We start from the raw sequence: 26,121 nt of genomic DNA on the forward strand, positions 1-26,121 counted from the left end.
ATAAGCAAAATGGCCCTCTCCATCTTGAAAAATGACAAGGCGACCAAGGGAAGTCTCAACCTGAAAAGATTGAAGGCAGGCTGGGATGAAGAGTACCTGTCAAAACTTTTGGAGGGCAGCGCAATTTAATGCGTCTGCCCTGCATTCAAGTTCTCGTGCCAGATGTAGTCGAAGCCGAGTACGCCCTCTGCTACCTTCTGAGTATCACCGGTAGCCCAAAGCTCTGTGAGCTTGTCCATGATCTTCTGATCGTCGTTTGGCTGGATAGGAGCACCGTCCTCACGAACACCACCCTTATAGTATGTGATGATGGCTGCGAGACCGAATACCAATCCCTGTGGCAACTCACCCTTACGCTCCAAGTAGATCTTCACGCCTGGGAGGTCGCGAGTCTCGAACTTAGGGAATGAGTTCAGCATGATGCTGGTTACCTGGTGGTCAACGAATGGGTTCTCGAAACGCTCCAATACGTCAGAAGCGAATTTCTGAAGCTCGTCCATAGGGAGATTCAATGTCTGCATCAACTCTTCGAACTGTACCTTGTGGATGTACTTGCCCAATACAGGGTGCTCGCAAGCATCGCGAACGATGTTCACACCGCTGAGATATGTAACAGGGCTCAATACAGTGTGAGGACCATTCAGCAAAGTAACCTTACGCTCGTGGTATGGCTTCTCGTTGTCAGTGATGAGAACGTGGAGGCCAGCCTTGTGGGCAGGGAACTCTTCCTGCATCTGCTCTACAGTCATGTTCTCTGCTTTCTCGATAACCCAGAGGTGGAAGCTCTCAGCCTTTACTACGAGGTTATCCTTGTAGCAAACCTTCTGCTGGATTTCCTTGATGGTGTCGCGTGGGAAGCCAGGAACGATGCGGTCAACGAGAGTAGCGCAAACGTAGCAGTGGTTGGTGAACCACTCCTTGAAGCCTTCGTAGTCAGCACCCATATCTTCCTTCCAAAGCTCGATATACTGGTAGATGCACTCCTTCAAGTGGTGACCGTTCAAGAAGATCAACTCGCAAGGCATCAGAATCATACCCTTGGTAGGATCGCCCTCGAAGAACTTGTAACGGTGGAACAGCAACTGAACCAACTTTCCTGGATAAGAAGCTGCAGGAGCATCTGTGAACTTGCAAGAATCATCGAAAGCAATACCAGCCTCAGTTGTGTTAGAGATGATGAAACGCATCTCTGGCTGCTCTGCCAAAGCCAAGAAAGCCTGGTTCTGAGAATATGGATTCAACGCACGGCTGATTACGTCGATACGCTCCAATGTATTGATAGCCTGACCGTTCTCCTTACCCTGAAGATTAACGTGATAGAGGCAGTCCTGACCGTTCAACCAATCTACCATACCGCCAGCCAATGGCTGAACGACAACAACAGAACCGTTGAAGTCAGTTTTCTTATTCATATTCCATACAATCCAATCTACGAATGCACGGAGGAAGTTACCTTCACCAAACTGAATGATTTTCTCTGGCGCTACGCTCTTAGGAGCAGTGCGCTTGTTCAATGCTTTAAGCTCTTTCATGATCTGTTTATATTGTTTGTTATTTGTTTTATTTGTTAGTTTCATAATAGAATGTCATCTATTTCTTTCTCGATACCTATATCTTTCTGAAAAGGAATTCGTACCTAATTAAAAAGGAACCTGTACCTGTTAGAAAAGAAATTCTTATCTTTCTGAAAACTGATGCAAAGGTATAAAAAATATCGGTATCTTATATCGAAAAACCTGAAAAATCGTTCGTAAAGGTTTACGCTTCCAATGCTGAATCTTCAGACAAAGGTAGGGAGAAACTAAATAAGGGAAGAGCTTTTACTGGGATGGAGCCAAATAAGGGAGAGCCTTTACGTGGGATTGAGCGAGATACGGGAGTCGAACCCGCCTCACAGGCTTGGGAAGCCCGTGCACTACCGATGTGCTAATCTCGCAGACAAATTAAACTTTTGGAGGGAGATGCAAGCACGGCTTGCTGAAGAAAAAAGAGCCACGAGCGGGACTCGAACCCGCGACCCACGCATTACGAATGCGTTGCTCTACCAACTGAGCCATCATGGCTTTTCTCTTTACGTGAATGCAAAGGTAACCAAAATTTTCTAAATGAGAAAATAATTTGTGAAGAGTTTTCTTTTAGTTAACTATCATTAACTAAAATGGAAGGGAGCCTACCTTCACAGGCAAGCTCCCTGATGTGAGATTTTATATACCAAAATGATCTTTTGTCAAATTTTTGAAAGTCAATTCGTCTTTCTTCGGATTCTTTCCGATGCTGATGACGGATCCTGACTTCAGGTTGCCTTCCATCAGCAGCTCGCAGAGTCCGTCTTCTACGTAGTTTTGGATAGCTCGCTTCAGTGGGCGGGCTCCAAACTGCACGTCGTATCCCTTGCTGGCTACGAATTCCTTGGCCTTGTCGGTCATCTGGAATGGTAGCCAGATTTTCAACTCGCTTTACAAGAGATTTCAGCTCCAGATCTACGATGCTGGTGATGGCAGACAAATCGAGCTGGTCGAAGGTGATAATCTCATCGAGACGGTTGAGGAACTCCGGAGCAAACTGCTTGGACAGATGCTTCTGAATGACACTACGAGCATACTCCTTATCCTTTTCGTCGATAGGCATTCCGTTGCTGCCGATTCCGCCAGCATTGAAACCTACGCCTCTGCCGAACTCCTTGAGCTGGCGGGTACCTGCGTTGGAGGTCATAATGATGATGGTGTTACGGAAGTCAATCAGGCGACCATTTCCATCAGTCAGTCTTCCTTCATCCATTACCTGCAGCAGGAGATTGAACACCTGGCTGTTTGCCTTCTCTATCTCATCCAGCAAAACGATGCTGTAAGGTTTGCGGCGTACTTTCTCTGTCAATTGTCCACCTTCATCGTAGCCTACATATCCTGGAGGCGAACCGATGAGTCGTGAAGTGTTGAATCCTTCTGCATACTCACTCATGTCGATGCGGAAGAGTGCATCTGCCGAACCGAACATTTCTTCTGCCAGTTTCTTGGCGAGGTAGGTCTTTCCGACACCGGTAGGACCAAGGAACATAAATACGCCGATAGGGTGGTTAGGGTCTTTCAGTCCCATGCGGTTGCGCTGGATGGATTTTACAACCTTGTCGATGGCTGCGTCCTGTGCAATCACTTTTTCCTTGAGTACCTTGCCCATATTTCTGAGACGGATATTCTCGCTCTCTGCCATTTGCTGGACAGGGATGCCCGTCATGTTGCTTACTACCTTGGCGATTTCCGTTTCGTCGAGGGTGACACGGTGGTTCGGATCGCCCTGTTCCCATGCTTGCGCATCATCTCTATGTCGCGTTCCTGTTTTGTCTGATAGTCTCTCAATGTCGCAGCCATCTCGAAGTTCTGGCTTGCCACGGCAGCCTGTTTCTTGGCGATGGTTTCATTGAGTTTCTTTTCTGCCTCTATGAGTTCGTCAGGGATGGTGGCACTGTTAATGTGAATGTGAGCACCTGCCTCGTCCATCACATCAATGGCCTTGTCTGGGAAGGAGCGTTCGTGCATGTATCTGTCTGCAAGCTTTACACAGGCTTTCAGTGCTTCGTCAGTGTAGCTCACATTATGATGCTCTTCGTATTTCTCCTTGATGTTATGCAGGATCTCCAGTGTCTCTTCGGCGGTTGTAGGCTCTACGATGATCTTCTGGAATCTACGTTCCAAAGCCCCATCCTTTTCTATACTCTTGCGATATTCGTTGAGGGTGGTGGCTCCGATGCACTGGATGAAGCCACGTGCCAGGGCAGGTTTCATGATGTTGGCAGCGTCCATGCTTCCTTCTGCGCCGCCTGCACCAATAAGCGTGTGGATTTCATCGATGAAACGATGATGTTCGGGTTTCTTTCCAGTTCCTTGATAACGCCCTTGATGCGCTCTTCAAACTGACCTCTATACTTGGTGCCTGCAACAATGCCTGTTATGTCGAGGCTCAATACGCGCTTGTTGAAGAAGAGGGAACTCTGGTCGCCTTTGGCTATCATCTGTGCCAATCCTTCTACGATGGCACTTTTGCCCACACCAGGTTCGCCTATTAATACTGGGTTGTTTTTCTTTCTTCTTCCCAGAATCTCCATCAGACGGGTAATCTCCTTATCTCTTCCTACTACAGGATCCAGGCTTCCGTTCTTGGCAGCCTTGGTCAGATCGTAGCTGAACTTGTCCAGATATGGAGTATTCGACTTGGTTGGCTTGGCGCCACTACATTGCGTGCATGCTTGCCGTTGTTGCCTCCCAGTTTTCCGTTGGCGGAATTTTGATTTTCACTGAAGTCGAGTGGTTCCTCCTCCGGATCCAGCAGATCTCCCTGGTTGTCCTGGGTTGAAGCTGCACCGTCAGGAAGGGTAGAAGTATCGGCTTCTTCCAGACTTTCGGGAAGCTGTTGCTTGTCTCGCAGGTCAATCATATTGAAGCCGTCTTCGGCAGATTCTTGTTCCTGTTCCTGCTCTGGCGCAGTCTTTGTTTCTGGCATTTCATCTACAGGTTCCTGTTCTGAATCTCCTTCAATCTGGTTGCGCTTATAGTTCTCTACTTCTTGGTTCAGCTTGTTGAGTTTGTTGTCAATATCCAGATTGATGCCATTGATGTAGTCGAACAGCTTCTTATAGGTCAGACCTTGTGTGATGAGCAGTTTGGCTGGGTCGCACTTATCCTTCTTCAGGATGGCGAGCAGGAGGTGCTCCGGTTGAACCAATGCAGCCTTCCCCTCACAGAGGCGGGCTTCAATAATGGCTTCGCTGATCACTTCGCTGGTCTCCTTGCCGTACTTCAAGGCTCTTCCTTCTTTTGTTTCCGCAATTTCTTCAGCAGAGATTTTGTCTATCGCCTGTTCTTGCGAATCGTAAAGTGTAGAGCGGAGTACGTCGGTGTTGATGCCAAAATGCTCGAAAATATCGTTTACCTGCTTGTTGCCACAATGCAGGATTCCCAACATCAAGTGCTCAGTGTTCACCTGATTTCCCAACATACGGTAGGCTTCCTTGCCACTGTAGTTGAGTACGTCGTTGATATGTTGAAATGGATTTTGCATGTCTTACTCATTAAATTCAAATGCAAAAGTACACATTATTTTGGTAACAAACAAGAGTTTAGGCAACTTTTTTACTTATTTAAAACACAATTAATGCTAAATTATCGTTTTTTTTCGATTCAGTGCCTTTTATTTCATTTTATTTTTGTACCTTTGTCGTGATTTTGCAGAGGCTAAAACGGCTTAAAACGCAAAAAAATGCCCTTAAACGCAATTTCGAGCCATTTTTGCAAGGTTGGTTGGAAGCTGTCGCTGATGCTTCTCCCTTGGATGGTGGCAAATACCTGTCAACGCCTGAAAATAGAAGGTAAATAGGTATATATATAATAAGGTATAAACAATTAGTATTTAAATATGGACGAAAATCAGACAATGGATCATGATAGAATCATGAAAATCAACATTGAGGAGGAGATGAAGTCTAGCTACATCGACTATTCGATGTCAGTGATTGTGGCTCGTGCCCTCCCTGATGTACGCGATGGTTTCAGCCTGTGCACCGCCGTATTCTCTATGGTATGCTGGGTATTGGAAACACCAGTGATAAACCTTACAAGAAGTGTGCCCGCGTAGTTGGTGAGGTACTTGGTAAGTACCACCCACATGGTGACTCTTCTGTGTATGGTGCCTTGGTTCGTATGGGTCAGGAGTGGAACATGCGTTACACTTTGATTGATGGACAGGGTAACTTCGGTTCTGTGGACGGCGACTCTCCTGCTGCGATGCGTTATACAGAGTGCCGACTCTCTAAGATGGGTGAGCACATCATGGACGACCTCGACAAGGAGACCGTTGATATGATGAACAACTTCGACGACACCCTCCAGGAACCTTCCGTAATGCCTACCAAGATTCCTAATCTGCTGGTGAATGGTGGTAACGGTATTGCTGTAGGTATGGCTACCAATATTCCTACCCACAATCTGGGTGAGGTAATTGATGGCTGCTGTGCTTACATCGACAATAATGATATTGATACAGATGGCTTGATGCAGTATATCCCTGCTCCTGATTTCCCTACTGGTGCTACAATCTATGGTATCCAGGGAGTAAAGGATGCCTATGAGACCGGTAAGGGTAGAATCGTAGTACGTGCTACTGCAGAGATCGAGACTGGCGAAAATCACGATAAGATTGTCATCACCGAGATTCCTTATGGTGTCAACAAGGAGCAGCTCGTGATGGCTATTGCTGATCTTGCCAAGGAAGGCAGAGTAGATGGTATTGCTAATGTTAACGATGAGTCTGGCCGTCAGGGTATGCGTATCGTGGTTGATGTAAAGCGTGATGCGAATGCTAACGTTCTCTTGAACAAACTCTTCAAGTTGACAGCTCTTCAGAGTTCATTCTCAGTAAATTGCATCGCTCTTGTTAATGGTCGTCCACGTCTCCTGAGTTTGAAGGAATGCGTGAAGTACTTCGTTGATCATCGTCATGATGTTACAATCCGCCGTACTCAGTTTGAACTGAAGAAAGCACAGGAGCGTGCTCATATCCTCGAGGGATTGATTATCGCCTGTGACAATATTGATGAGGTGGTTCATATCATTCGTGCCAGCAAGACTCCTTCTGATGCCCAGCGCAATTTGGAGAAGCGTTTTGAACTCGACGAACTGCAGAGTAAGGCTATTGTTGACATGCGCCTCAGCCAGTTGACTGGCTTGCGCCTGGAGCAGTTGCACAATGAATTCAATGAGTTGATGAAGACCATCGACTACTTGAACCAAATCTTGAACGATCCAGAGCTTTGCAAGAAGGTGATGAAGGATGAACTCAATGAGGTGAAGGAGAAGTATGGCGATGCACGTCGTACGATGATCAAGCCAGACGATCATGAGTTCAATCCAGAGGACTTCTATCCAAACGATCCTGTGGTTATCACGGTCAGTCATCTCGGATACATCAAGCGTACTCCATTGTCAGAGTTCCGTGAGCAGGCTCGCGGTGGTGTTGGTGCCAAGGGTGCCCGCACCCGTGATAAGGACTTCACCGAGTATATCTATCCTGCAACTATGCACCAGACCATGCTGTTCTTCACCAAGAAGGGCCGCTGCTACTGGTTGAAGTGTTACGAGATTCCAGAGGGTGACCGCAATTCAAAGGGTCGTGCAATCCAGAATCTTCTCAACATCGAGAGCGATGATCAGGTGAATGCATTCCTTCGTTTGAAAGGTTTGAACGATGCAGAGTTCATCAACAGTCATTATGTAGTCTTCGCTACCAAGAATGGTACAGTCAAGAAGACTTGTCTTGAAGCATACTCTCGTCCTCGTGCCAACGGTGTGATTGCCATCAATATCGTTGAAGGTGACGAAGTAGTAGATGTTCGCTTGACCAATGGTCATAATGAGTTGATCCTCGCTAACCGCAACGGTCGTGCTGTTCGCTTCGATGAGAATCAGATCCGCACTATGGGTCGTACTTCTACCGGTGTTCGTGGTATGCGTCTCGATGATGGAGATGATGCCTTGATTGGTATGATTGTTGTCAATGATCCTGAGAAGGAGACGGTGATGGTAGTGAGCGAGCAGGGTTATGGTAAGCGTTCAGACGTAGTTGATTACCGTGTAACCAACCGTGGTGGTAAGGGTGTGAAGACACTCAACATCACCGAAAAGACCGGTCGCCTGGTAGCTATCAAGAACGTAACCGATGATAACGACCTGATGATCATTAATCAGAGTGGTATCGTGATTCGTCTTGCAGTGGCAGACTGCCGCGTGATGGGTCGTGCCACTCAGGGTGTTCGCCTCATCAATCTGACAAAGAAAAATGATGTCATCGCCAGCGTATGTAAGGTGATGAGTTCAGAGCTCGAAGCTTCGGTAGAGGAGGAAAGCCGTTCTGCCTGGGCCAAGAAGAGCGAGGAGATTGAGAATGACACAGTGGGTGCCAAGACAGCAGAAGAAGTAGCCGAGGCTGAAACTGAATTAGAGAATCAAGAAGACGAGAACGTTCAGGAGTAACATCCTGAACGCTCGTTCACATCATATTGAAGACGCGTAAAGAATTATAAATTTCAACTTTTTAAACTTTAAACAAAATGAAAAAGTTAATCGTTGCTGCAATGATGGTACTAGGTACCACATCAGCATTCGCAGGAGACAGCGATGCCCTCAAGGCAGTGCTGAAGGCTAAGACTTATGCTGAGGCTGAGGCTTTGGTTAAGCAGAATTTGGGTCAGTTGGCTGGCGATGCAGAGAAGGCAAAGGCTTACAACAAGCTTGTTGATCTCAGCATGAAGGCATTCAACGACCAGCAGAGTATCCAGCAGACCAACCAGATCATGAAGAAGAATGATCCTGTGGATGAGAATGCTATGAATGAGGGTGCTTACAATGCATTGATGAATGCTATTGAGTGCTATAAGTACGATCAGCTTCCTAATGCTAAGGGTAAGGTTGCCCCTAAGTTCAATGGCAATGCATCACGTGTTTGGGCTGCTCGCCAGCAGCTCGTAAACGCAGGTCAGACTGCTGCTCAGAACAATAAGGCTGATGAGGTATTGAAGTACTGGGGTGCATTCCTCGATACTGATTCTGATCCTCTCTTCGCTGGCATTGATGCTAAGCAGAAGGATGCTGAGAAGGATTATATCGGTCAGGTAGCTCTCTTCGCTGCTCGTTATGCTTATCAGGCTAAGGATGCTGCTCGTTGTGAGAAGTATTGCGACATTGCTATGACAAGCGAGAAGGAGGCTAAGGATGCCCTCAACCTCAAGCTCTATGTAATGAAGGATGGTTTGAAGACTAAGGAAGATTCTCTGGCTTACGTTAACAAGTTGAAGACTCTCTTTGATAAGGACCAGACTAATGAGGTTATCCTCGACGGTTTGAACTCTATGTATTCTTCTTTGAAGATGGAGAAGGAGCAGATGGAGCTTTTGGATGGTGCTATCGCTAAGAATCCTAAGAACTTCGTTGCTCTTGCTAACAAGGGTATGATGTATATCCAGAAGAATGATGCTGACAATGCTATCAACTGCCTCAAGCAGGCTCTTGATGCAAAACCAGACAACGTTGTTGTTTTGGTTTACCTCGGTGCTTGCTACAACAGCAAGGCTGGTAACTTGCAGGATCCTAATGGTCGCAAGGTAGTTTACCAGGAGGCAATCAAGGTTCTCGACAAGGCTAAGGAGCTCGACCCAGAGAAGGCTCAGGCTAATTGGGGTTACACTCGCTACCAGGCTTACTATGGCTACTATGGTCCAACAGCAGCTGAGACCAAGAAGGCTGAGGCAGAGAGCAAGTAATATTGCCTGAACTCTTTTAGAAATAATGATTATTGCTCCGGGAAAGGTTCCAAGACTTTTCCCGGAGCATTTTTTTTGCAGAAAACTTGTCTGGCTTATTTTTTCTTTGTACTTTTGCAGACAGATTATGTAATTACGTTTAATGATGAAACAGATATTTATCAATCATAGAAATTTTATGGCAGCTTTGTTCCTGGGGATTGCTTCTCTTCTTGTATCTTGCCAGATGGGTAAGACGCAGGCTGGAGATAATATGGATGCAGGGGATACTATCCCGTTAAAATATGCGCAGCATCTCACTATGGTGAAGCACGGAGAAGAATATACTGAGGTGATTCTTGCCAATCCCTGGAAAGAGGGAACTCTTCTGCATCGCTACATTCTGGTGCCTAAAGGGAAGGAGGGAAATGAAACTGTAACACGACTTGCCCTGCGACGTGCTTCTGCTGCAAGATGCGCTACTGATACGGTCCGTACGCCGGTAACGAGCAGCGTGGTCTTCATGGGACCTCATTGTCAGCTGATGTATGAACTGGGTTGCAAGAATGCCATCAGTGGCGTATGTGATATGAATTATATCAATATTCCAGATATCAAGAAGAGAGTGGTGGATTGTGGTTCCAGTATGCAACCGGATATTGAACGTATCATCTCCTTGAAGCCGGAGGCTCTCCTGGTTTCTCCTTTCGAGAACAGTGGAGGATATGGTAAGCTGGATATGCTTCATATTCCTATGATTGAAGCTGCTGATTATATGGAGACTTCGCCTTTGGGGAGAGCTGAATGGATGAAGTTTTATGGGATGCTTTTTGACAAGAATGCTGACTCGATTTTAAGCAGATAGAACAGGATTATCTGCATCTGAAGTCTATAGCCAAGAAGTTGCCACAAGGTCTGTCGGTGTTGACCGAAAGAAAATCGGGAAGCGTATGGTATGTACCTGGAGGACAGAGTACTATAGGTATTTTGTTAAAGGATGCCAACGCCCGTTATATTTTTGAAGACGATTCGCATAGTGGAAGTCTTGCGATGAGTCCGGAGCAGATTCTTTCAAAAGGAAAAGATATTGATGTCTGGGCATTTAAGTATTTCGGTGGTGCGCCATTAACACGTGCCCAATTGCTTCAGGAGTATGATGGCTACAAGGCTCTTCATTGCTTTGCCAATCCGCAGATTTACGAAGTGGACACCAGTACTGAACCTTATTTTGAACTCACCGGTTTTCATCCTGAAATCCTGCTTCGTGAGTTTATCCTCCTTTCACATCCTGCTGATCACGCTAAGTTCTCGAAGTATGCAAAGGATATCAGAACGTTGGGAACTTTGAGATTCTATCATCGTCAATTACAATAGAAACCATGAACAAGGTCATTGTCTCTATTGTCTTGGTGGTTGCCATCGCTCTGTTGTTCTTCGGTAATTTGGTATGGGGTAGCGTCAACATTCCATACGGGGAGGTGGTCGGTATATTGATGGGTAATCAGACAGTCTCTGATACTTATGGCTATATTATCCTCGAATCACGTCTTCCGCAAGCCATCACAGCTTTGCTTTCCGGTGCTGCTCTTGCCACAAGCGGTTTGCTGCTCCAGACAGCTTTCCGTAATCCTCTGGCAGGACCGGATGTTTTTGGAATCAGCAGTGGAGCAGGATTGGCAGTTGCCATCGTTATGTTAGCCTTTGGAGGCAACATAAGTCTGGATCATCTTAGTCTGGGTTTTCTGGATGGAGAATGTGGTTATGCTATTGGTGGATTCATGGCTATTCTGGTGTCTGCCTTTGCAGGAGCCATGCTGGTGATGGGAATCATCACAGCTTTCTCTGCCATTGTCAGAAGTTATACTGTCCTTCTGATTATCGGTTTGATGGTAGGTTATCTTGCCGGCAGCGCCATCTCGTTATTGAATTTCTTCAGTACGGCAGAGGGTGTGAAATCCTATCTGATATGGGGAATGGGAAGTTTCGGCAATGTTTCCATGGGCGAGGTGAGATGGTTTGTACCATTTACCATCCTCGGTCTATTGGCTTCCCTTCTGTTGATTAAGCCGCTTAACGCCCTGCTGTTGGGTGAGCAATATGCAGAGAATCTTGGCTTTCCTATCAGGAAACTACGAATCGCTTTGCTCGTTATAACGGGAATGCTCGCTGCAGTAGTTACTGCATTTTGTGGTCCTATAGCTTTCATTGGGCTTGCCACTCCTCATATAGCACGTCTGCTGGTTGGTACAGAAAATCATCGACCGCTTCTGCCAGTTACAATGCTGATGGGGGCGGCTATTGCCCTTCTATGTAATCTTCTCTGTTCTCTACCATCAGATGGGGGAATCATTCCGCTCAATGCCGTGACTCCACTTTTTGGTGCACCTGTTATTATCTATATTCTGGTAAGAAGGCAATAGTTTTCTGTGAGATAGCTGGTGTATGTATCTAAGAAATAAATATACAGTGTTGTTCTGTTGAAAAGATGTCCTTAAGGGAATTATCTTTTTCCCTTAAAGAAAAAAATATTTTTCCTTAAGGATAAATGAATTTTCCCTTAAGGGTAAATATAAAACCGCTTATCCCCCCAAAATACTAGGGAATAAGCGGTTTTCTTGTCTTATTGAAAATTATGTACTCTTTATGGGTTCACCACATTGATAGGTTTTCCCTCAAGAAAAGCCTTTACGTTAGCAGCTACCTGCTTATTCAAGCGCTTGCGAGCTTCAAAGGTAGCCCAGGCAATGTGAGGAGTGAGATAGGCATTAGGCTCCTTAAAAAGAGGATTCTCTTTAGAAGGTGGTTCCTGAGTCATCACGTCCGCACAATAAGCACCGAGTTTCTGGTTGTGCAAAGCCTTTGCAACAGCTTCTTCATCTACCAATGGTCCGCGACCGGTATTCACCAGAATGGCTGTATCCTTCATCTTTTCGATACTCTCCTCATTGATAAGGTGATAGGTGCTATCCGAGAGAGGACAATGCAGGGATAGAATATCACTTGTGGCAAGCAGCCCCTCCTTGCTGACCTTTTGAATCCATTCAGGAAGGTCGCAAGAGTTCTTGCTGGTGCAGGCGCAAACGTCCATTCCGAACTGACGGGCGATATTTGCAACCTTCATACCGATATTGCCCAATCCCATAATGCCAAGCTTTTTGCCTGCAAGTTCCATTAAATGGGTATCCCAATAACAGAAATCCTTGTTGCTTGCCCATCGCTCGTTTCTATTTTCCTGAGTGTAATGTTCTACACGGTTGGTAACGGCGAGGATGAGGGCAAAGGTCATCTGTGCCACACTATCCGTACTGTAGGCAGGGATGTTGGTAACAACGATGCCTTGTTTCTTGGCAGCAGCTATATCCACAACATTGAAACCTGTAGCCTGGATTCCGATGTACTTCAAGTTGGGAAGCTGCGCCAATGTTTCTGCATCCATCTGTACCTTGTTTAGCAAGATGATGTCTGCATCCTTGGCACGTTCACTTTTTCTTCATCAGAAGTGCGGGGATAAACCACTACCTCTCCCAATTCTTCCAACAGATGATAATCCAGATCGCCCGGATTAGCGGCATAGCCGTCTAAGATAACAATTTTCATTTTTATTCGTTATTATTCGTTCATCAAATAATTCTTGAATGATGCAAAGTCCTTGGTCATCTGGATGCTCTTCTTCTCACCCTTCATGAATTCAGCAAGACGGGCTGGAATCTCGATGTCGGTTCCGAGGATGCTATCCACCTTCTCCTTGAACTTGGCTGGATGAGCTGTTTCCAGGAACACACCGACCTCACCTGGCTTCAATTGCTCCTTCAATGCCTGATAGCCACAAGCTCCGTGAGGATCAAGCACATATTTTGTCTCGTTATAGCACTTCTTCATCGTGTCTGCAATCTGCTCATCCTTGTATGTAGCTCCGCTGATGTACGCAGCGATGGCGTCGTGGTTGCCCTTGTAGAGGTCATAGATACGTGCAAAGTTTGAAGGATCACCCACGTCCATAGCATTGGCGATGGTCTGCTTGCTAGGCTGTGGATTATACTTGCCGGTCTGGAGATACTCGTAGAAGATGTCATTGGCATTGTTGGCAGCGATGAAACGATGGATTGGCAAGCCCATCTCATGTCCGAAGAGTCCTGCTGTGATGTTACCGAAGTTACCGCTAGGTACGCAGATGACCAACTTGTCTGCCAAGCCCTTCTCCTTCATGCGGGCGTATGCATTGAAATAGTAGAATGCCTGAGGCAAGAAGCGGGCTACATTGATAGAATTGGCAGAAGTCAGCTTCATGTGCTTGTTCAACTCCTCGTCCATGAACGCAGACTTAACCAGCGCCTGGCAGTCGTCGAAAACACCATCTACCTCAAGAGCTGTGATGTTCTTGCCGAGGGTTGTGAACTGGCTCTCCTGAATCTTGCTCACCTTGCCCTTTGGATAAAGCACGTAAACGTGGATTCCCTCTACACCGAGGAAACCATTGGCAACGGCAGAACCCGTATCACCCGATGTTGCTACGAGAACGTTGACTTCCTCTTTACCTTCCTGACGAACGAAGTACTGGAGCAGGCGAGCCATGAAACGGGCACCTACATCCTTGAAGGCGAGAGTAGGACCATGGAACAACTCCAAAGAGTAGATATTTGGCTCCACCTCTACAACAGGGCAGTCGAATGCCAAGGTATCATATACTATCTTCTTCAAAGAGTCTGCATCTACATCCTCGCCGAAGAAGGCATCAGCTACCTGGTAAGCAATCTCCTGGAAGCTCAGCTTCTCGATATTGTCGAAGAAGTCCTGTGGTAACTTCTTGATGATTTCTGGCATATAGAGACCACGGTCTTCTGCCAAACCTTTAACTACCGCCTTATGTAAATCGGCGATTGGTGCTTTTTTATTTGTTGAATAATATTTCATTTTACTTTGAACTTTGAACATTTTTTAATTGATAGCCATGAAGGCTTTCATGAAGTCCTGCAGCTGGAGCAATCCATAGCTTCCGCTTACACAACTTACCTCATCGTATTCCTCTACCTGGTCAGGTTCGATACCTGGATAGTAGATGATGAAAGGAACGGATTCCTTAACGTGGGTGCGAACCTCCACTGGAGTAGGGTGATCCGGCAAAACCGAGATGCAGACAGGTTCTGTCCATGTGCTCACCTCATCAACGATAGGTTTGATCAGGCGCTGGTCGAGGTATTCAATCGTCTTGAGCTTTAATTTCAGATTGCCGTCATGACCAGCCTCATCACTTGCTTCTACATGGACATAGACAAAGTCGTCTCCATCCTTCAGTGCCTGGATAGCTGCAGCAGCTTTGCCTTCGTAATTCGTATCAGAAAGACCTGTAGCGCCCTCTACGATGATGTTGCGAAGACCAGCATAATGACCGATACCGCGAATCAGATCAACGGCAGAAATCACAGAGCCCTTCTTGATTTGAGGATACATCTGCGAAAGAGTCAGCATGTGTGGTCGATAACCACCGCCCCAAGGCCAGATGATGTTAGCCATGCGCTCACCACGTTCCTTGCGTGACACATTGAAAGGATGATTCTCCAAAATCTCCTTACTCTTGATAATCAGTTCGTTCAGAAGGTCGGCTGTCTGCTGCGCACTCATGCGATAATCATCGCTCAACGTGCCGCCGTTCTCAGCCACAACCTCGGCAGGAGTCTTGTCGCTGTTGCCAGCAAGCAGAGCTGCATCTACGCCTTCCATCGGCTTCACGAGCAGCGGTTTCCATTCCTCGTTCGGATGATCGTGAGGAGGCGCGCAATCCACATACTTGTTACCGCCCTTGATGATAAGCAGATGGCGATACTGGATGCCCGTGATAAACTTCACGATGCCCGGATATTGGCAGGCTAGCTTCTCGTTCAGATACTTGATGAGCACATCGGCATCTTCCGTCTCCAGATTGCCACCGTTGTGGGTTACGATGATTCCGTCGTTTACATTGATGATGTTGCAGCGCAGGGCGAAATCGTTCGGACTCATCTCGTAGCCGATGCTGGCAGTCTCCAGTGGACCGCGTCCTTCGTAAACCTCATTCTGGTCGTAACCCATGATAGAGCTGTTGGCAACCTCTGAACCAGGCAGAAAGCCATCGGGTACAGTAATGAGTCTTCCTGTCTTGCCCTTCTTGGCAAGCATATCCATATATGGTGTATGGGCGTATTGAAGCAAGGTCTTGCCACCCAGTCTTTCTACTGGGTGGTCGGCCATGCCATCGCCTAAAATGATAATATGCTTCATAATAGTTATCCTTTATTGATTGATACGACGAAATTAAACGTTGGCAATACTCATGATGTTGGCAAAGACACCGGCCGCAGTTACGCTGGCTCCGGCACCATATCCCTGAATCATCATTGGGTATTCCTTGTAGCGCTCTGTGGTGAGCAATACGATATTGTTGGAACCTTCCAGATTGTAGAATGGGTGCTCTGGACCTACAGCCTGCAGACCTACACTGGTCTTTCCCTTATCGAGGGTGGCAACAAAACGCCAGCGTTTGTGTTCCAGATCCAGTGTCTTGCGCTTAGCCTCAAAGTCGGCATCGAGCTGTGGCAGTTTCTTCCAGAACTCATCGATGCTGCCCTTGAAGAATGAGTCAGGAACAAAGAGATTCTTTTCTACATCTTCCTGCTCTACACGATATCCAGCCTCACGGGAGAGGATGACAAGCTTTCTGATGACATCCATGCCACTGAGGTCGATACGTGGATCAGGCTCACTGTAACCCTTCTCCTTTGCCAGTTTCACAGTCTCTGAGAATGGAACGACTCCTGAGATGGCATTAAAGATATAGTTGAGCGTTCCTGAGAGAACTGCCTCAATCTTAAGGATTTTATCTCCGGAATTTCGGAGGTCGTTGATGGTTCCGATGATAGGAAGACCTGCGCCCACGTTGGTCTCGAAACGGAAGAATACACCACGCTGAATGGCTGTCTTCTTCAACTTCTCGTAGTTCTCATATTCGCTTGAAGCTGCAATCTTGTTGGCAGCAATCACACTTACGTTATGCTCCAGAAGACTCTGGTATAAGGTTGCAACATCCTTGCTTGCCGTACAATCTACGAATACGCTATTAAAGATATTCATTGCGAGGATAGTATCGCGAAGGAGTTCTGGGGTACTAGGCAAGGAATTCTTCAGTTCTGTCTGATAGTTCTCCAGGTTGAGTCCCTCACGATTGAAGATGGCGTTCTTGGAAGAAGCAATACCCACAACATTCAGCTTTAACTTGCTGCGTTCCATCAAGTCTGCTGACTGCTTTTTGATTTGTTCAATCAATTTTCCGCCTACGGTACCTACACCGCAGATAAAGAGGTTGAGAACCTTATATTCTGAAAGGAAGAAACTGTCGTGCAATACGTTGAGAGACTTGCGGAGGTAATCGCTCTTTACAACGAATGAGATGTTGGTCTCAGAAGCACCCTGAGCACAGGCGATGACAGAAATACCGCTTCTGCCAAGTGTACCAAAGAGCTTACCGGCAATACCGGCAGCATGCTTCATGTTCTCACCCACGATGGCGATGGTAGCCAGTCCTGTTTCTGCATGCATTGGATACATGGCTCCATCGGCAATCTCGTTGTGGAACTCGTTGTTCAATACGTTTACTGCTTCTTCTACATCCTGCTCTCGTACACCGATAGAGGTTGAATTCTCTGAGGAAGCCTGTGAAACCATAAATACAGAGATTCCCTCGTTAGCCAGGGCAGTAAAGATACGGCGGTTTACACCGATGACACCCACCATGGAAAGACCGGTTACAGTGATGAGCGCAGTACCGTTGATAGAAGAGATACCCTTGATAGGTTTCTGGTCACTGTCTATCTTATTCTTGATGATGGTACCAGGAGCATCTGGATTGAAGGTATTCTTTACCTTGATAGGGATATTGTTGACACAAACCGGGTAGATAGTAGGAGGGTAGATAACCTTTGCACCGAAGTTGCAAAGCTCCATTGCCTCAATATAACTCAGTTCGTTGATCGTATAAGCAGATTTGATGACACGTGGATCGGCAGTCATGAATCCATCTACATCAGTCCAGATTTCAAGGACCTCCGCATTCAATGCTGCTGCAATGATAGCTGCAGTATAGTCACTACCACCACGGCCGAGGTTTGTGGTACGTTCTGTATCTTTGTCACGGCTGATGAAACCCGGAACGAGAGAAATGCGAGGAAGGTCAGCGAAAGTATCCTTCACCAATTTGGTAGTCAGCTCGCTGTCGAGGGTATGCTTACCCTTACCATTGAGGCGGGCAGTCTTGATGAAGTTACGTGAGTCAAACCACTTGGCGCCACGAATGAGTGTGGCAACAATCTTCGAGCTGAGTCTTTCTCCATAGCTCACGATAGCATCCTGAGTCTTCTCGCTGAGATCGTGAATCAGATACACACCGAAGTAGATGCTCTTCAACTGTTCGAAGAGGGCATCAACTGATTTGAAAAGATTTTCTCTATCCGCTGTGTCGGTGATGATGGTATCTATCATCTTATGGTGGCGATCAACCATGGCATCGAATTCGACTCTCCATGACTCATCACCCTTGAGGGCAAACTGAGAGGTTTGCAAGAGTTTGTCGGTGATTCCGCCAAGCGCGCTCACGACAACCACTACACTCTGTTTCTTTGCCTCATTTTCAACGATACGTTTTAAGCTGAGGATGCTTTTTACGGAACCAACTGATGTTCCGCCGAATTTTAATACTTTCATACGTTATTGAATTTTGCGTTGGTATTGTAATGCTCCCCCCGAAACGACCGGGGCCGAAGCAGAACTTGTGGGCAAAAGTACTAAATTTATATCAAACTGCCAAAGAAATCTTTGAAAAAGTGGCATTTTGTAGGTGTTTTTCCCTATTTTGTTGTTTTTTATAGCTTAAAATGCTCTCTATACATTATTATATATAATAAAAGCGTTAAATCTTCTCGAAAAGTTTGGAGGTTTCGGATAATTTGCGTACTTTTGCGGATGTTAAATTGAAACAGAAAAAGAAATAGAAACAGATATAGATATAGATATAAATAAACACAATGAAGTATTTATTATTCTCAGATATTCACGGCTGCTTGCCAGCCTTGGAAAAAGTTCTCGGTTTCTTCGAGAAGGAAAAGTGTGATATGATGTGTATCATGGGTGACATCATCAACTATGGTCCGCGCAACAGAATCCCAGAAGGTATTGATTCTAAAGGGATTGTGGAATGCCTGAATGGGCTGGCTGACAAGATTGTAGCTGTTAGAGGCAATTGTGATGCAGAAGTAGATCAGATGCTTCTGGATTTCCCTATGATGGAAACCTGCGCCCTGTTGGTGGATGACGGTAAGCGTTATCTTCTGACACATGGACATATATATAATAAGGAGAATATGCCTAAGGGCCCTTACGATGCAATGATTTATGGTCATTCGCATCTTTGGGAATTGTCTCACAATGAGGAAGGAAAAGCAATTGTCAACACGGGTAGCATCACCTTCCCTAAGGGTGGTAATGTGCCAACGTTTGCTACACTGGAGAATGGTAAATTTACAATGTATCAGTTAGATACATTTGAAGTGCTGGCAACAATGGAAGTATAAACTTGTCACTCTTCACTTTCATAAAGCTAATCATAAAGTTCAAAGTAAATGATTCAGGAATATCAGATTAGAATTCTGCCAGAACAGGCTGCCAATGAGGAAGGCATCAAGCGTTATCTGGCTAAGGAAAAAGGGTTGGATGTAAGAACCTTGAATAAGGTGCGGGTATTGAAACGCAGTATTGATGCCCGCCAGCGTACCATTTTTGTGAATCTGAAGGTACGTGCCTATATCAATGAGATGCCTCAAGATGATCAGTATGTCCATACAGAATATCCGGATGTCAGTTCGCGTCCGAGAGTCATTGTGGTAGGAGAGGGACCTGGCGGTCTCTTTGCTTCCTTGCGTTTGATAGAGCTTGGATATCGCCCTGTTGTTCTGGAGCGTGGCAAGGACGTGCGAGAGCGTAAAAAGGACCTTTCCAACATCACCAAGACCCAGAAGGTGGATAGTGAGAGCAACTATTGTTTTGGTGAAGGTGGAGCCGGAGCGTATAGTGACGGTAAGCTTTATACCCGAAGCAAGAAGCGGGGCAGCGTGGATAAGATTCTGAATGTTTTCTGCCAGCATGGTGCCAATACGAACATCCTTGCAGATGCCCATCCTCATATTGGTACAGATAAGTTGCCTCGCGTGATAGAGAATATGCGCAATACTATTATCAATTGTGGCGGTGAGGTGCATTTTCAGACCAAGATGACTCGTTTTATTCTGGAAGGTGACCGTGTGATTGGGGTTGAAGCTGTTAACCTGGCAACAGGTGCTGAGGAGAATTATCGTGGACCGGTGATTCTTGCAACAGGTCATAGTGCCCGGGATGTCTATCGCTATCTGGCTTCTTCGAAGATTGAAATCGAAGCTAAGGGTATTGCCGTCGGTGTTCGATTGGAGCATCCTTCTCAGCTTATCGACCAGATACAGTATCACAACAGGAATGGCAGAGGAAAGTATCTTCCTGCAGCCGAGTATAGTTTTGTAACTCAGGTAGATGGACGGGGTGTGTACAGTTTCTGTATGTGCCCTGGCGGTTTTGTGATTCCTGCAGCTACGGGTCCGGAGCAGTTGGTGGTAAATGGTATGAGTCCTAGCAACCGTGGCACCGCCTGGAGTAATTCCGGTATGGTGGTTGAGACACATCCTGAAGATGTTGTACAGTCAGACGAGGAATTGAAGGACCCGTTATCAATGATGTATTTCCAGGAAATGGTAGAGAAGCAATGCTGGCAGCAGGCTAATATGAAGCAGACAGCTCCGGCTCAGCGAATGGCTGATTTTGTGAACAATCGTTTGAGTTATGATTTGCCAAAGAGCAGTTATGCACCTGGACTGATCAGTAGTCCGCTTCATTTCTGGATGCCATCCTTTATCTCCAAGCGCCTGCAGGAAGGCTTTAAGACTTTCGGAAAGAATGCGCATGGTTTTCTCACCAATGAGGCGACATTGATAGCTATGGAAACCCGCACCTCTTCACCTGTCCGCATCGTACGTGATAGGGAAACGCTGATGCATGTCCGTATCCAGGGTCTCTTTCCTTGTGGTGAAGGTGCCGGATATGCTGGCGGTATTGTTTCAGCAGGTGTGGATGGCGAACGCTGTGCAGAGATGTGTGCAGAGTATCTGAAGCAACAATAAATGTCGATATAATGAACAAAGAACAAAAAAAGCAGGCAACAGAAGATTGTTACCTGCTTTTTTGTTCTTTGGATTCTTATTTACTGAGATTGGCGATTTTACTTACTGAGATTGGCAATTGTTGCAATCATGGCAGCGATGCTGGAAAGGCTACTGCCCATGCTCATGGTTTCAGCCACAGTCATCTTACGTTTCATCTTGGATGGAACAACAATCTCGCAGCCAGGTTGCGCCTTGGCGCCATGTCCCACTTTAGCTACCTTGCCATTCATATAGATAATATAAGCCTTGCTCTTGTTGGCATCAGCGGCAAATCCGCCCGCTTCATCTATGTAGCTGGCAATACTCTTGCCCTTTTCATAGGCCACCGTATTGGCGTACATTACAGAGCCGTTGATTTTCACGGTTCCATTGTATTGTGGAACAATCAACCTGTCACCCTCTCGCAGAATCATATCTGCATCACTGCCGGGATGCTTCAGCGCTTCAGCAAGATCGATGCCTACAGGATATTCTTCAGGAACACTGAACTTCAACAGATCAGCATTCTGCGCATCTTTTGCAGTCTGGGTAATGGCACTGGCATTATTACTGCTTGCAGCCAACTGCAGAAGATTTTTCTGCTGTTGTTCTCTCTGCATTTTCAGAACAGCCTCCATGCGTGTTTTTTCAGCTTCATTTGCCTTACGCATCAGGCGGGCACCCTTGATATATGCCTGCTCTGTGCTTCCTCCAGCCTTCTTGAAGAGATCGCTTAATCTGGCATTGCGGCGATCAAGGGTATAGGTGCCTCCAAACATCACTTCACCTTCAATCATCACGTTCTGCTGTTCCGTATAGGCTGGGCTCTTGCGGATGCTCACTTCATCGAAAGGCATCAGCTTGAATCCTGGTGTTCCGTCCACCACAAAACCATCTTTCAGGGCGAGCGTGTAGGTCTTGGCTATAATGCTGTCTGGTCTTGTGGCTTTGGCGTCATTTACTCTTCGGCTTACCAGGACATTAATCGTTGAAGCCTTGTCGGTCAGTCCACCAGCCTGCAGCACGAAATCCTCAATCGTTTCATTTTCTGCATATTGATAGATTCCCGGATATTGTACTTCTCCGCGGATGGTGAGCGTTCTCTCTGAAATCTTTTCCTGTCTTGTCGGAATAAAGAGGACATCATTTTCCTTGAGTGGAATATCAGCCACAGTACCATTCATCACGCCTGCAATATCTACTGCTATTACTTCCAGCGATCTGTCCGATTTCATCCGGTGCATCACGCACGTGCCGTAAAGGCCTCCTCTGTCAATCCTTCTGCGTGTTCTACCAATGTGCGGACACTGTTGATCTGATCTCCTAGATTGTACATACCTGGTCGGAAGACGGCTCCCTTGATTTCTACGGTGTTGCTGTAGCGGGGGAGAATGGAATCTACGCTTACAGAATCGCCATCGTCGATATGGAAACTGGAGAAATCGAATTCCTCTACGTTATATACAGAATAGTCTCTGCCAGTCTTGCGATGGATGCGAACTGATTTCTTGTAAGCATCTCCTGTAAATCCGCCAGCATATTTAAGAAGAGAGTTCACGCTCTCATTTTTCTTCATTTCATAAATCATCGGGCGCTTTACCTTTCCGGTAATCGTAACCAGACAATCGTAGGCTCCCACTACGATGACATCATTATCTGCCAGGCGTACATTGCCGGTCAGTTTGCCATTGAGAATGTAATCATAGATATCTACCACAGTAACCAGTTTGTTATGGCGATAAACCTTGATGTTTCGCAATGTACCCAAGTCGTTGGTGCCACCTGCCATATAGAGTGCGTGGAAAACGGTGGCAAAGGCAGATAGGGTATAGGTGCCTGGAGTTTTTACTTCGCCCATCACATTGACCATAATGGTCTTGGTTTGTCCTACAGTGAGTTTTATCTTGCTCGAACGGTATCTGCTACCCAGTGTATTGCGAAGTCGGGCATTTGCCTGAGCAACGGTTAAACCGGCTACCGATACAGGTCCAAAGCCTTCGATGGTAACTTCGCCATCAGGAGAAACGGTGCTTTCTATGGTTTTCTGTGATGCACCATAGATGTCAATGATAACCGCATCTCCAGGTCCTAAGCGATAGTTCTGTGGAGTGGCAATATTCATATTTGGCTCGAAGCTCAACTCTTTGTTATTGAAGATGTCTCTTCCGAAAACCTTCTTGGTTTTCGCTTCCCGTTCAGCAAGAAGACGTTTGATCATCATCGCAGTATCTGGAATAATCCCATCCATCTCGTTCTGGAAATCCATATACTCCTCGTCATCCTCATCGAAAGTATGCTTGTACTGATCATCCTTCTGTGCAGTGATGCGATAGTTGGTGTAGTTCTTCGATTCTTCGCTGATTCCCTTACCATAATCTTCACGGGGTTTACCATTGTTGGTACGAAGACGAGAGGTTTCCTTCCCTTGCAGTTGGGCGGAAGTACCAGTAACCCCGCCCTTTTTCAACTGGCGCTGATACTTGTCTCTTACCCGTCGAATCTGTGAGATATCTACCCCCTGCTGCATCAGTTTGGTAACTATCTGAGCATTTGAAGACCCTTTTTCATGCTCTTTCACAACCAAGCTCATCACCTGATCGTCTGTCATGGTGGAAGTCTGTGCGAAGGCTGAACCTGCTGCCATCACCAACAGAAGGAAGAGGATGAATTGTTTCCTCATTTTATTTATCTTCATGATTTTCCTATTCATTTATGATCCTATTATTATATAATAACTCATTTTTACGGAATTTGTTGCAAATTTAGATAAAAATTTCCGAATTATAAGCCAGTATAATAAAAAACTTCTATGATTTCCCTCGAATTGTTCGAAATTAGCCTTGTTTTCGAGAAATCAAGACCACAAACTACAAAAAATCTAACTGTACGGCAGAAACGGGCTGAAAGCCCAAAAGCTCTTAGCCCAGGGCATCGCCTTATTGTAAATATGGAATGGCAAACTTCACCAGACAATATCCACCTCCAATGAGCCAACCATAAAGGATGGCAGCCAAGAGGAAAGGCTTAATGCCGGCTTTCTTGAATTTGTCAAAGCTTGTTTCGGCTCCCAATGCAGCCATGGCCATGGTCAGAAGGAAAGTATCCAGTTGGTTAATCCAATCCACTATGCTTTCCGGAAGCAACCCAAGAGAATTGAATCCGATCACTACCAGAAAGAGAATGGCAAACCATGGAATGCTGATTTTAGGCTTGTTGGTGTCAGTATTTTCCAAACAGTCTCTTTTGGCAACATCCCTAGCAACGGTCCATGCAATCACCAGTAATACCGGTACCAGCATCATCACCCTTATCATCTTTACAATGATGGCATTGTTGCTCACCTCGGCTCCCATGGCATTGGCTGCACCTACCACATGGGCTACTTCATGAAGGGTGGAACCCGTAAAGAGTCCCATCATATCTGGTGATAGGTCAAAGATGCCAGCTCTGTAGAGAATAGGGTAGAGGAACATGGATAATGTTCCAAAGATGACTACGGTGGCTACGGCTACTGCCGTCTTGTAAGGTTTCGGACGAATGGCCCCATCCACACCCAATACTGCTGCAGCTCCACAGATGGCACTTCCGCAAGCGGTGAGCAGTGCGATGCTGCGGTCTATTTTCAGGAGTCTTCCCAACAGAATTCCCAAGCCGATGGTGCCGCATACAATGATGGCATCCATCACGATGGCAGAGAAGCCCACAGCCATCACATCCTGGAAGGTGAGCTTGAAACCATAAAGGATGATGCCTGTGCGGAGGATTCGCTTGCTGCAAAACTTGATGCCCGGTACCCAGGTGTCGGGCAGGTTGTTACGTAAACTATTGGCATAGAGCATACCAATGATGATGCCCACCACCATGGGGCTAAACGAAAGAGCTTTCACCCAGTCCATGCCACCGATGTAGAAGGCAGCGCATGCGAAGAGTGCGATGAGCAATACGCCATGCAGCATACTGCTCCTTTGTTCTGATAATCTCATATTCTTCATTTTTTTTGTTGGTTATTCACTTTTTTAAAAGCGGGTGCAAAGGTACGAAAAAATATGAGATGTTGTATATATATAATAACTATACGTTATAATCTTTGGTTATGAATCTCTTGAATGTCTGCAGGAGCTTGGCGGTCTCGCCTCTCTTCTCAACAAACATAAAATCTCGTTCCATCTTCAGATTCTCAATTTCCAGAACCTTGAATACTTGTCCATAGATACTTCTGTAGATGGCTCTTACGCTGATGATACCCATGCTTAAGGAATGTTCCACGAAATGCTTGATGCCCTCTGTGGTTCCCAGATTCATCTCAATGTTCAGATCAGAAAGAGCAATGCCGTTTTCCTGCAGTTTTTTTTGGATGACATCCAAAGTTCCGGAACCTAATTCACGCAGTACAATCGGTGTCTGCCTGAGAATGTCCAGAGAAATCTCATCTTGCTGGGCTAGGGGATTGGAACAATGTACGAACGCCACCAGTTCATCTTTCATGAAAGGAGTGTATTTAAAGGTGGGCTGCCGCTTGATGCCTTCCACCATACCCAGGTCTATCCTTCCTGCAGCAAGCGCATCCTCTATCTCATGAGAATTTCCGCTGAGCAGGGTAAGACGAATGTCGGGATAATGTTTCCTGAATTCAGCTATCAGTTCGGGGAGAACATATTGCGAGATGGTGGTACTGGCTCCGATGCGCAGTTCACCACCAGATTTCTCCGTGAGCTTCTTCATGTCGAAATCGAGATTCTGATAGGCATCGATAATCTTGCAGGCATGGTCAAGCATAAGTTGTCCGGCACGGGTGAGTTGGATGCGGTTGCCGATTCTGTCGAATAGTTGCACCCCATATTCCTTTTCAAGCTCCTGTATGTGCTTGCTGATGGCAGGCTGACTGATGAATAGTTCGTTGGCAGCCTTAGTGAAACTCAGGAGTGTAGCCACACTTCTGAAAACTTTCAGTCTTGTATCTATCATTGTATGTTCCTTTTTATTTCAAAATTCCTTGCCAATATGATGCCGAGTGCAGCATATCTTTTGCAAATTTAGATAAAAAATCCGAATTATAAGCCAGTATGATAAAAAACTTCATTGATTTATAGAGGAAAGCTGCGAAAAAAGTAATATACAATGAAAATAACCGAAGTTGAAAATGACCATGACCGGAAATGACCATGACCGGAAATGACCGGAAATAAAATCACCATTTTCAAGGTTTCCTTCTTCGTAGACTTCATACTCTGTTCTGTGTTTAAGAGTTCTCTGAATCACAACTACCCGGAAAGCCCCTCGTTCTGTGCCTCGATTTCGGGTCTTCATTGATGACCGGCGCCTGTCATTATTTAAGCCCCGCCCCCAGCCCGTCCGAGAACGGCCGTTTGGGGGTGTATCATAGAGGGCAGAACCGCTATCACGACTCCACCTAAGCCCCTCTAAGGCATATCTTTTTTCATCTTAAAATTTTAGTTTATGTTAAACAATTCGTCATAAGGGCTTAAAATGGCCGATATGAACACTAATAGAGCGTGTTTTTCGATGGTATTGATCCCTACAGGTCATTATCCAAGAGAAGCAATCAAAGCAGGTACACCTTTGAGAGAT

At 46.0% G+C, this 26,121-nt stretch carries 12 protein-coding genes, 2 tRNA genes and 4 pseudogenes; 7 read left to right on the forward strand and 11 right to left on the reverse strand.

The window, feature by feature from the left end; translation table 11 throughout:
- Window positions 1-125 precede the first annotated feature (125 nt).
- From DW830_RS11875 to DW830_RS11890, 4 genes and pseudogenes are all read right to left on the reverse strand, one after another.
- Complete coding sequence (locus DW830_RS11875; RefSeq protein WP_233544502.1) at window positions 126-1,532, reverse strand: tagaturonate reductase; 1,407 nt, start codon at window positions 1,530-1,532, stop codon at window positions 126-128.
- Between the two features lie 333 nt (window positions 1,533-1,865).
- Window positions 1,866-1,936 (reverse strand) — tRNA-Gly (locus DW830_RS11880).
- A gap of 54 nt (window positions 1,937-1,990) precedes the next feature.
- A tRNA-Thr gene (locus DW830_RS11885) sits at window positions 1,991-2,063 on the reverse strand.
- A 141-nt stretch (window positions 2,064-2,204) separates the two neighbouring features.
- Window positions 2,205-4,794, reverse strand: a pseudogene (locus tag DW830_RS11890) (ATP-dependent Clp protease ATP-binding subunit).
- Window positions 4,795-5,406: 612 nt separating this feature from the next.
- On the opposite strand from DW830_RS11890, the pseudogene gyrA reads away from it, so the two are divergent.
- The 5 genes and pseudogenes from gyrA (at window position 5,407) to DW830_RS11915 (ending at window position 11,703) form a co-directional block, all read left to right on the forward strand.
- A pseudogene (gene gyrA / locus DW830_RS11900) lies at window positions 5,407-8,018 on the forward strand (DNA gyrase subunit A).
- Between the two features lie 77 nt (window positions 8,019-8,095).
- Window positions 8,096-9,304, forward strand: coding sequence for a tetratricopeptide repeat protein (locus DW830_RS11905; protein ID WP_119250056.1), 1,209 nt, complete (start codon window positions 8,096-8,098; stop codon window positions 9,302-9,304).
- Window positions 9,305-9,482: 178 nt separating this feature from the next.
- Complete coding sequence (locus DW830_RS16630; protein ID WP_233544503.1) at window positions 9,483-10,148, forward strand: ABC transporter substrate-binding protein; 666 nt, start codon at window positions 9,483-9,485, stop codon at window positions 10,146-10,148.
- 38 nt (window positions 10,149-10,186) lie between these two features.
- Window positions 10,187-10,657, forward strand: a complete 471-nt coding sequence (locus DW830_RS16635) for a hypothetical protein (RefSeq protein WP_233544504.1) — start codon at window positions 10,187-10,189, stop codon at window positions 10,655-10,657.
- A 5-nt stretch (window positions 10,658-10,662) separates the two neighbouring features.
- Window positions 10,663-11,703, forward strand: a complete 1,041-nt coding sequence (locus DW830_RS11915; protein ID WP_119250057.1) for an iron ABC transporter permease — start codon at window positions 10,663-10,665, stop codon at window positions 11,701-11,703.
- A gap of 221 nt (window positions 11,704-11,924) precedes the next feature.
- Here the strand turns inward: DW830_RS11915 and DW830_RS11920 are convergent.
- The 4 genes and pseudogenes from DW830_RS11920 to thrA form a co-directional block, all read right to left on the reverse strand.
- Window positions 11,925-12,880: pseudogene (locus DW830_RS11920) on the reverse strand (D-2-hydroxyacid dehydrogenase).
- Window positions 12,881-12,892: 12 nt separating this feature from the next.
- Complete coding sequence (gene thrC, locus DW830_RS11925) at window positions 12,893-14,194, reverse strand: threonine synthase (RefSeq protein WP_119250058.1); 1,302 nt, start codon at window positions 14,192-14,194, stop codon at window positions 12,893-12,895.
- A gap of 24 nt (window positions 14,195-14,218) precedes the next feature.
- Window positions 14,219-15,538: a cofactor-independent phosphoglycerate mutase gene (locus tag DW830_RS11930; protein WP_119250059.1), complete on the reverse strand. Its 1,320-nt coding sequence runs from the start codon at window positions 15,536-15,538 to the stop codon at window positions 14,219-14,221.
- A gap of 33 nt (window positions 15,539-15,571) precedes the next feature.
- On the reverse strand, window positions 15,572-18,013 hold the full coding sequence (gene thrA, locus DW830_RS11935; protein WP_119250060.1) for a bifunctional aspartate kinase/homoserine dehydrogenase I: 2,442 nt from the start codon (window positions 18,011-18,013) through the stop codon (window positions 15,572-15,574).
- A gap of 320 nt (window positions 18,014-18,333) precedes the next feature.
- Between thrA and yfcE the strand changes: the two genes are divergently transcribed.
- A complete protein-coding gene (gene yfcE / locus DW830_RS11940) occupies window positions 18,334-18,879 on the forward strand; it encodes a phosphodiesterase (RefSeq protein WP_119250061.1) in 546 nt (181 codons plus the stop codon).
- A 48-nt stretch (window positions 18,880-18,927) separates the two neighbouring features.
- Window positions 18,928-20,511: an NAD(P)/FAD-dependent oxidoreductase gene (locus tag DW830_RS11945; protein WP_119250062.1), complete on the forward strand. Its 1,584-nt coding sequence runs from the start codon at window positions 18,928-18,930 to the stop codon at window positions 20,509-20,511.
- Window positions 20,512-20,609: 98 nt separating this feature from the next.
- Here DW830_RS11945 and DW830_RS11950 read toward each other — a convergent pair.
- The 3 genes and pseudogenes from DW830_RS11950 to DW830_RS11960 form a co-directional block, all read right to left on the reverse strand.
- A pseudogene (locus DW830_RS11950) lies at window positions 20,610-23,212 on the reverse strand (SLBB domain-containing protein).
- Window positions 23,213-23,468: 256 nt separating this feature from the next.
- Complete coding sequence (locus DW830_RS11955) at window positions 23,469-24,515, reverse strand: YeiH family protein (RefSeq protein WP_119250065.1); 1,047 nt, start codon at window positions 24,513-24,515, stop codon at window positions 23,469-23,471.
- Between the two features lie 88 nt (window positions 24,516-24,603).
- A complete protein-coding gene (locus tag DW830_RS11960) occupies window positions 24,604-25,497 on the reverse strand; it encodes a LysR family transcriptional regulator (RefSeq protein ID WP_119250063.1) in 894 nt (297 codons plus the stop codon).
- Window positions 25,498-26,121 lie beyond the last annotated feature (624 nt).

This window comes from Prevotella sp. AM34-19LB (assembly GCF_003468525.1).
Taxonomy (GTDB): domain Bacteria; phylum Bacteroidota; class Bacteroidia; order Bacteroidales; family Bacteroidaceae; genus Prevotella.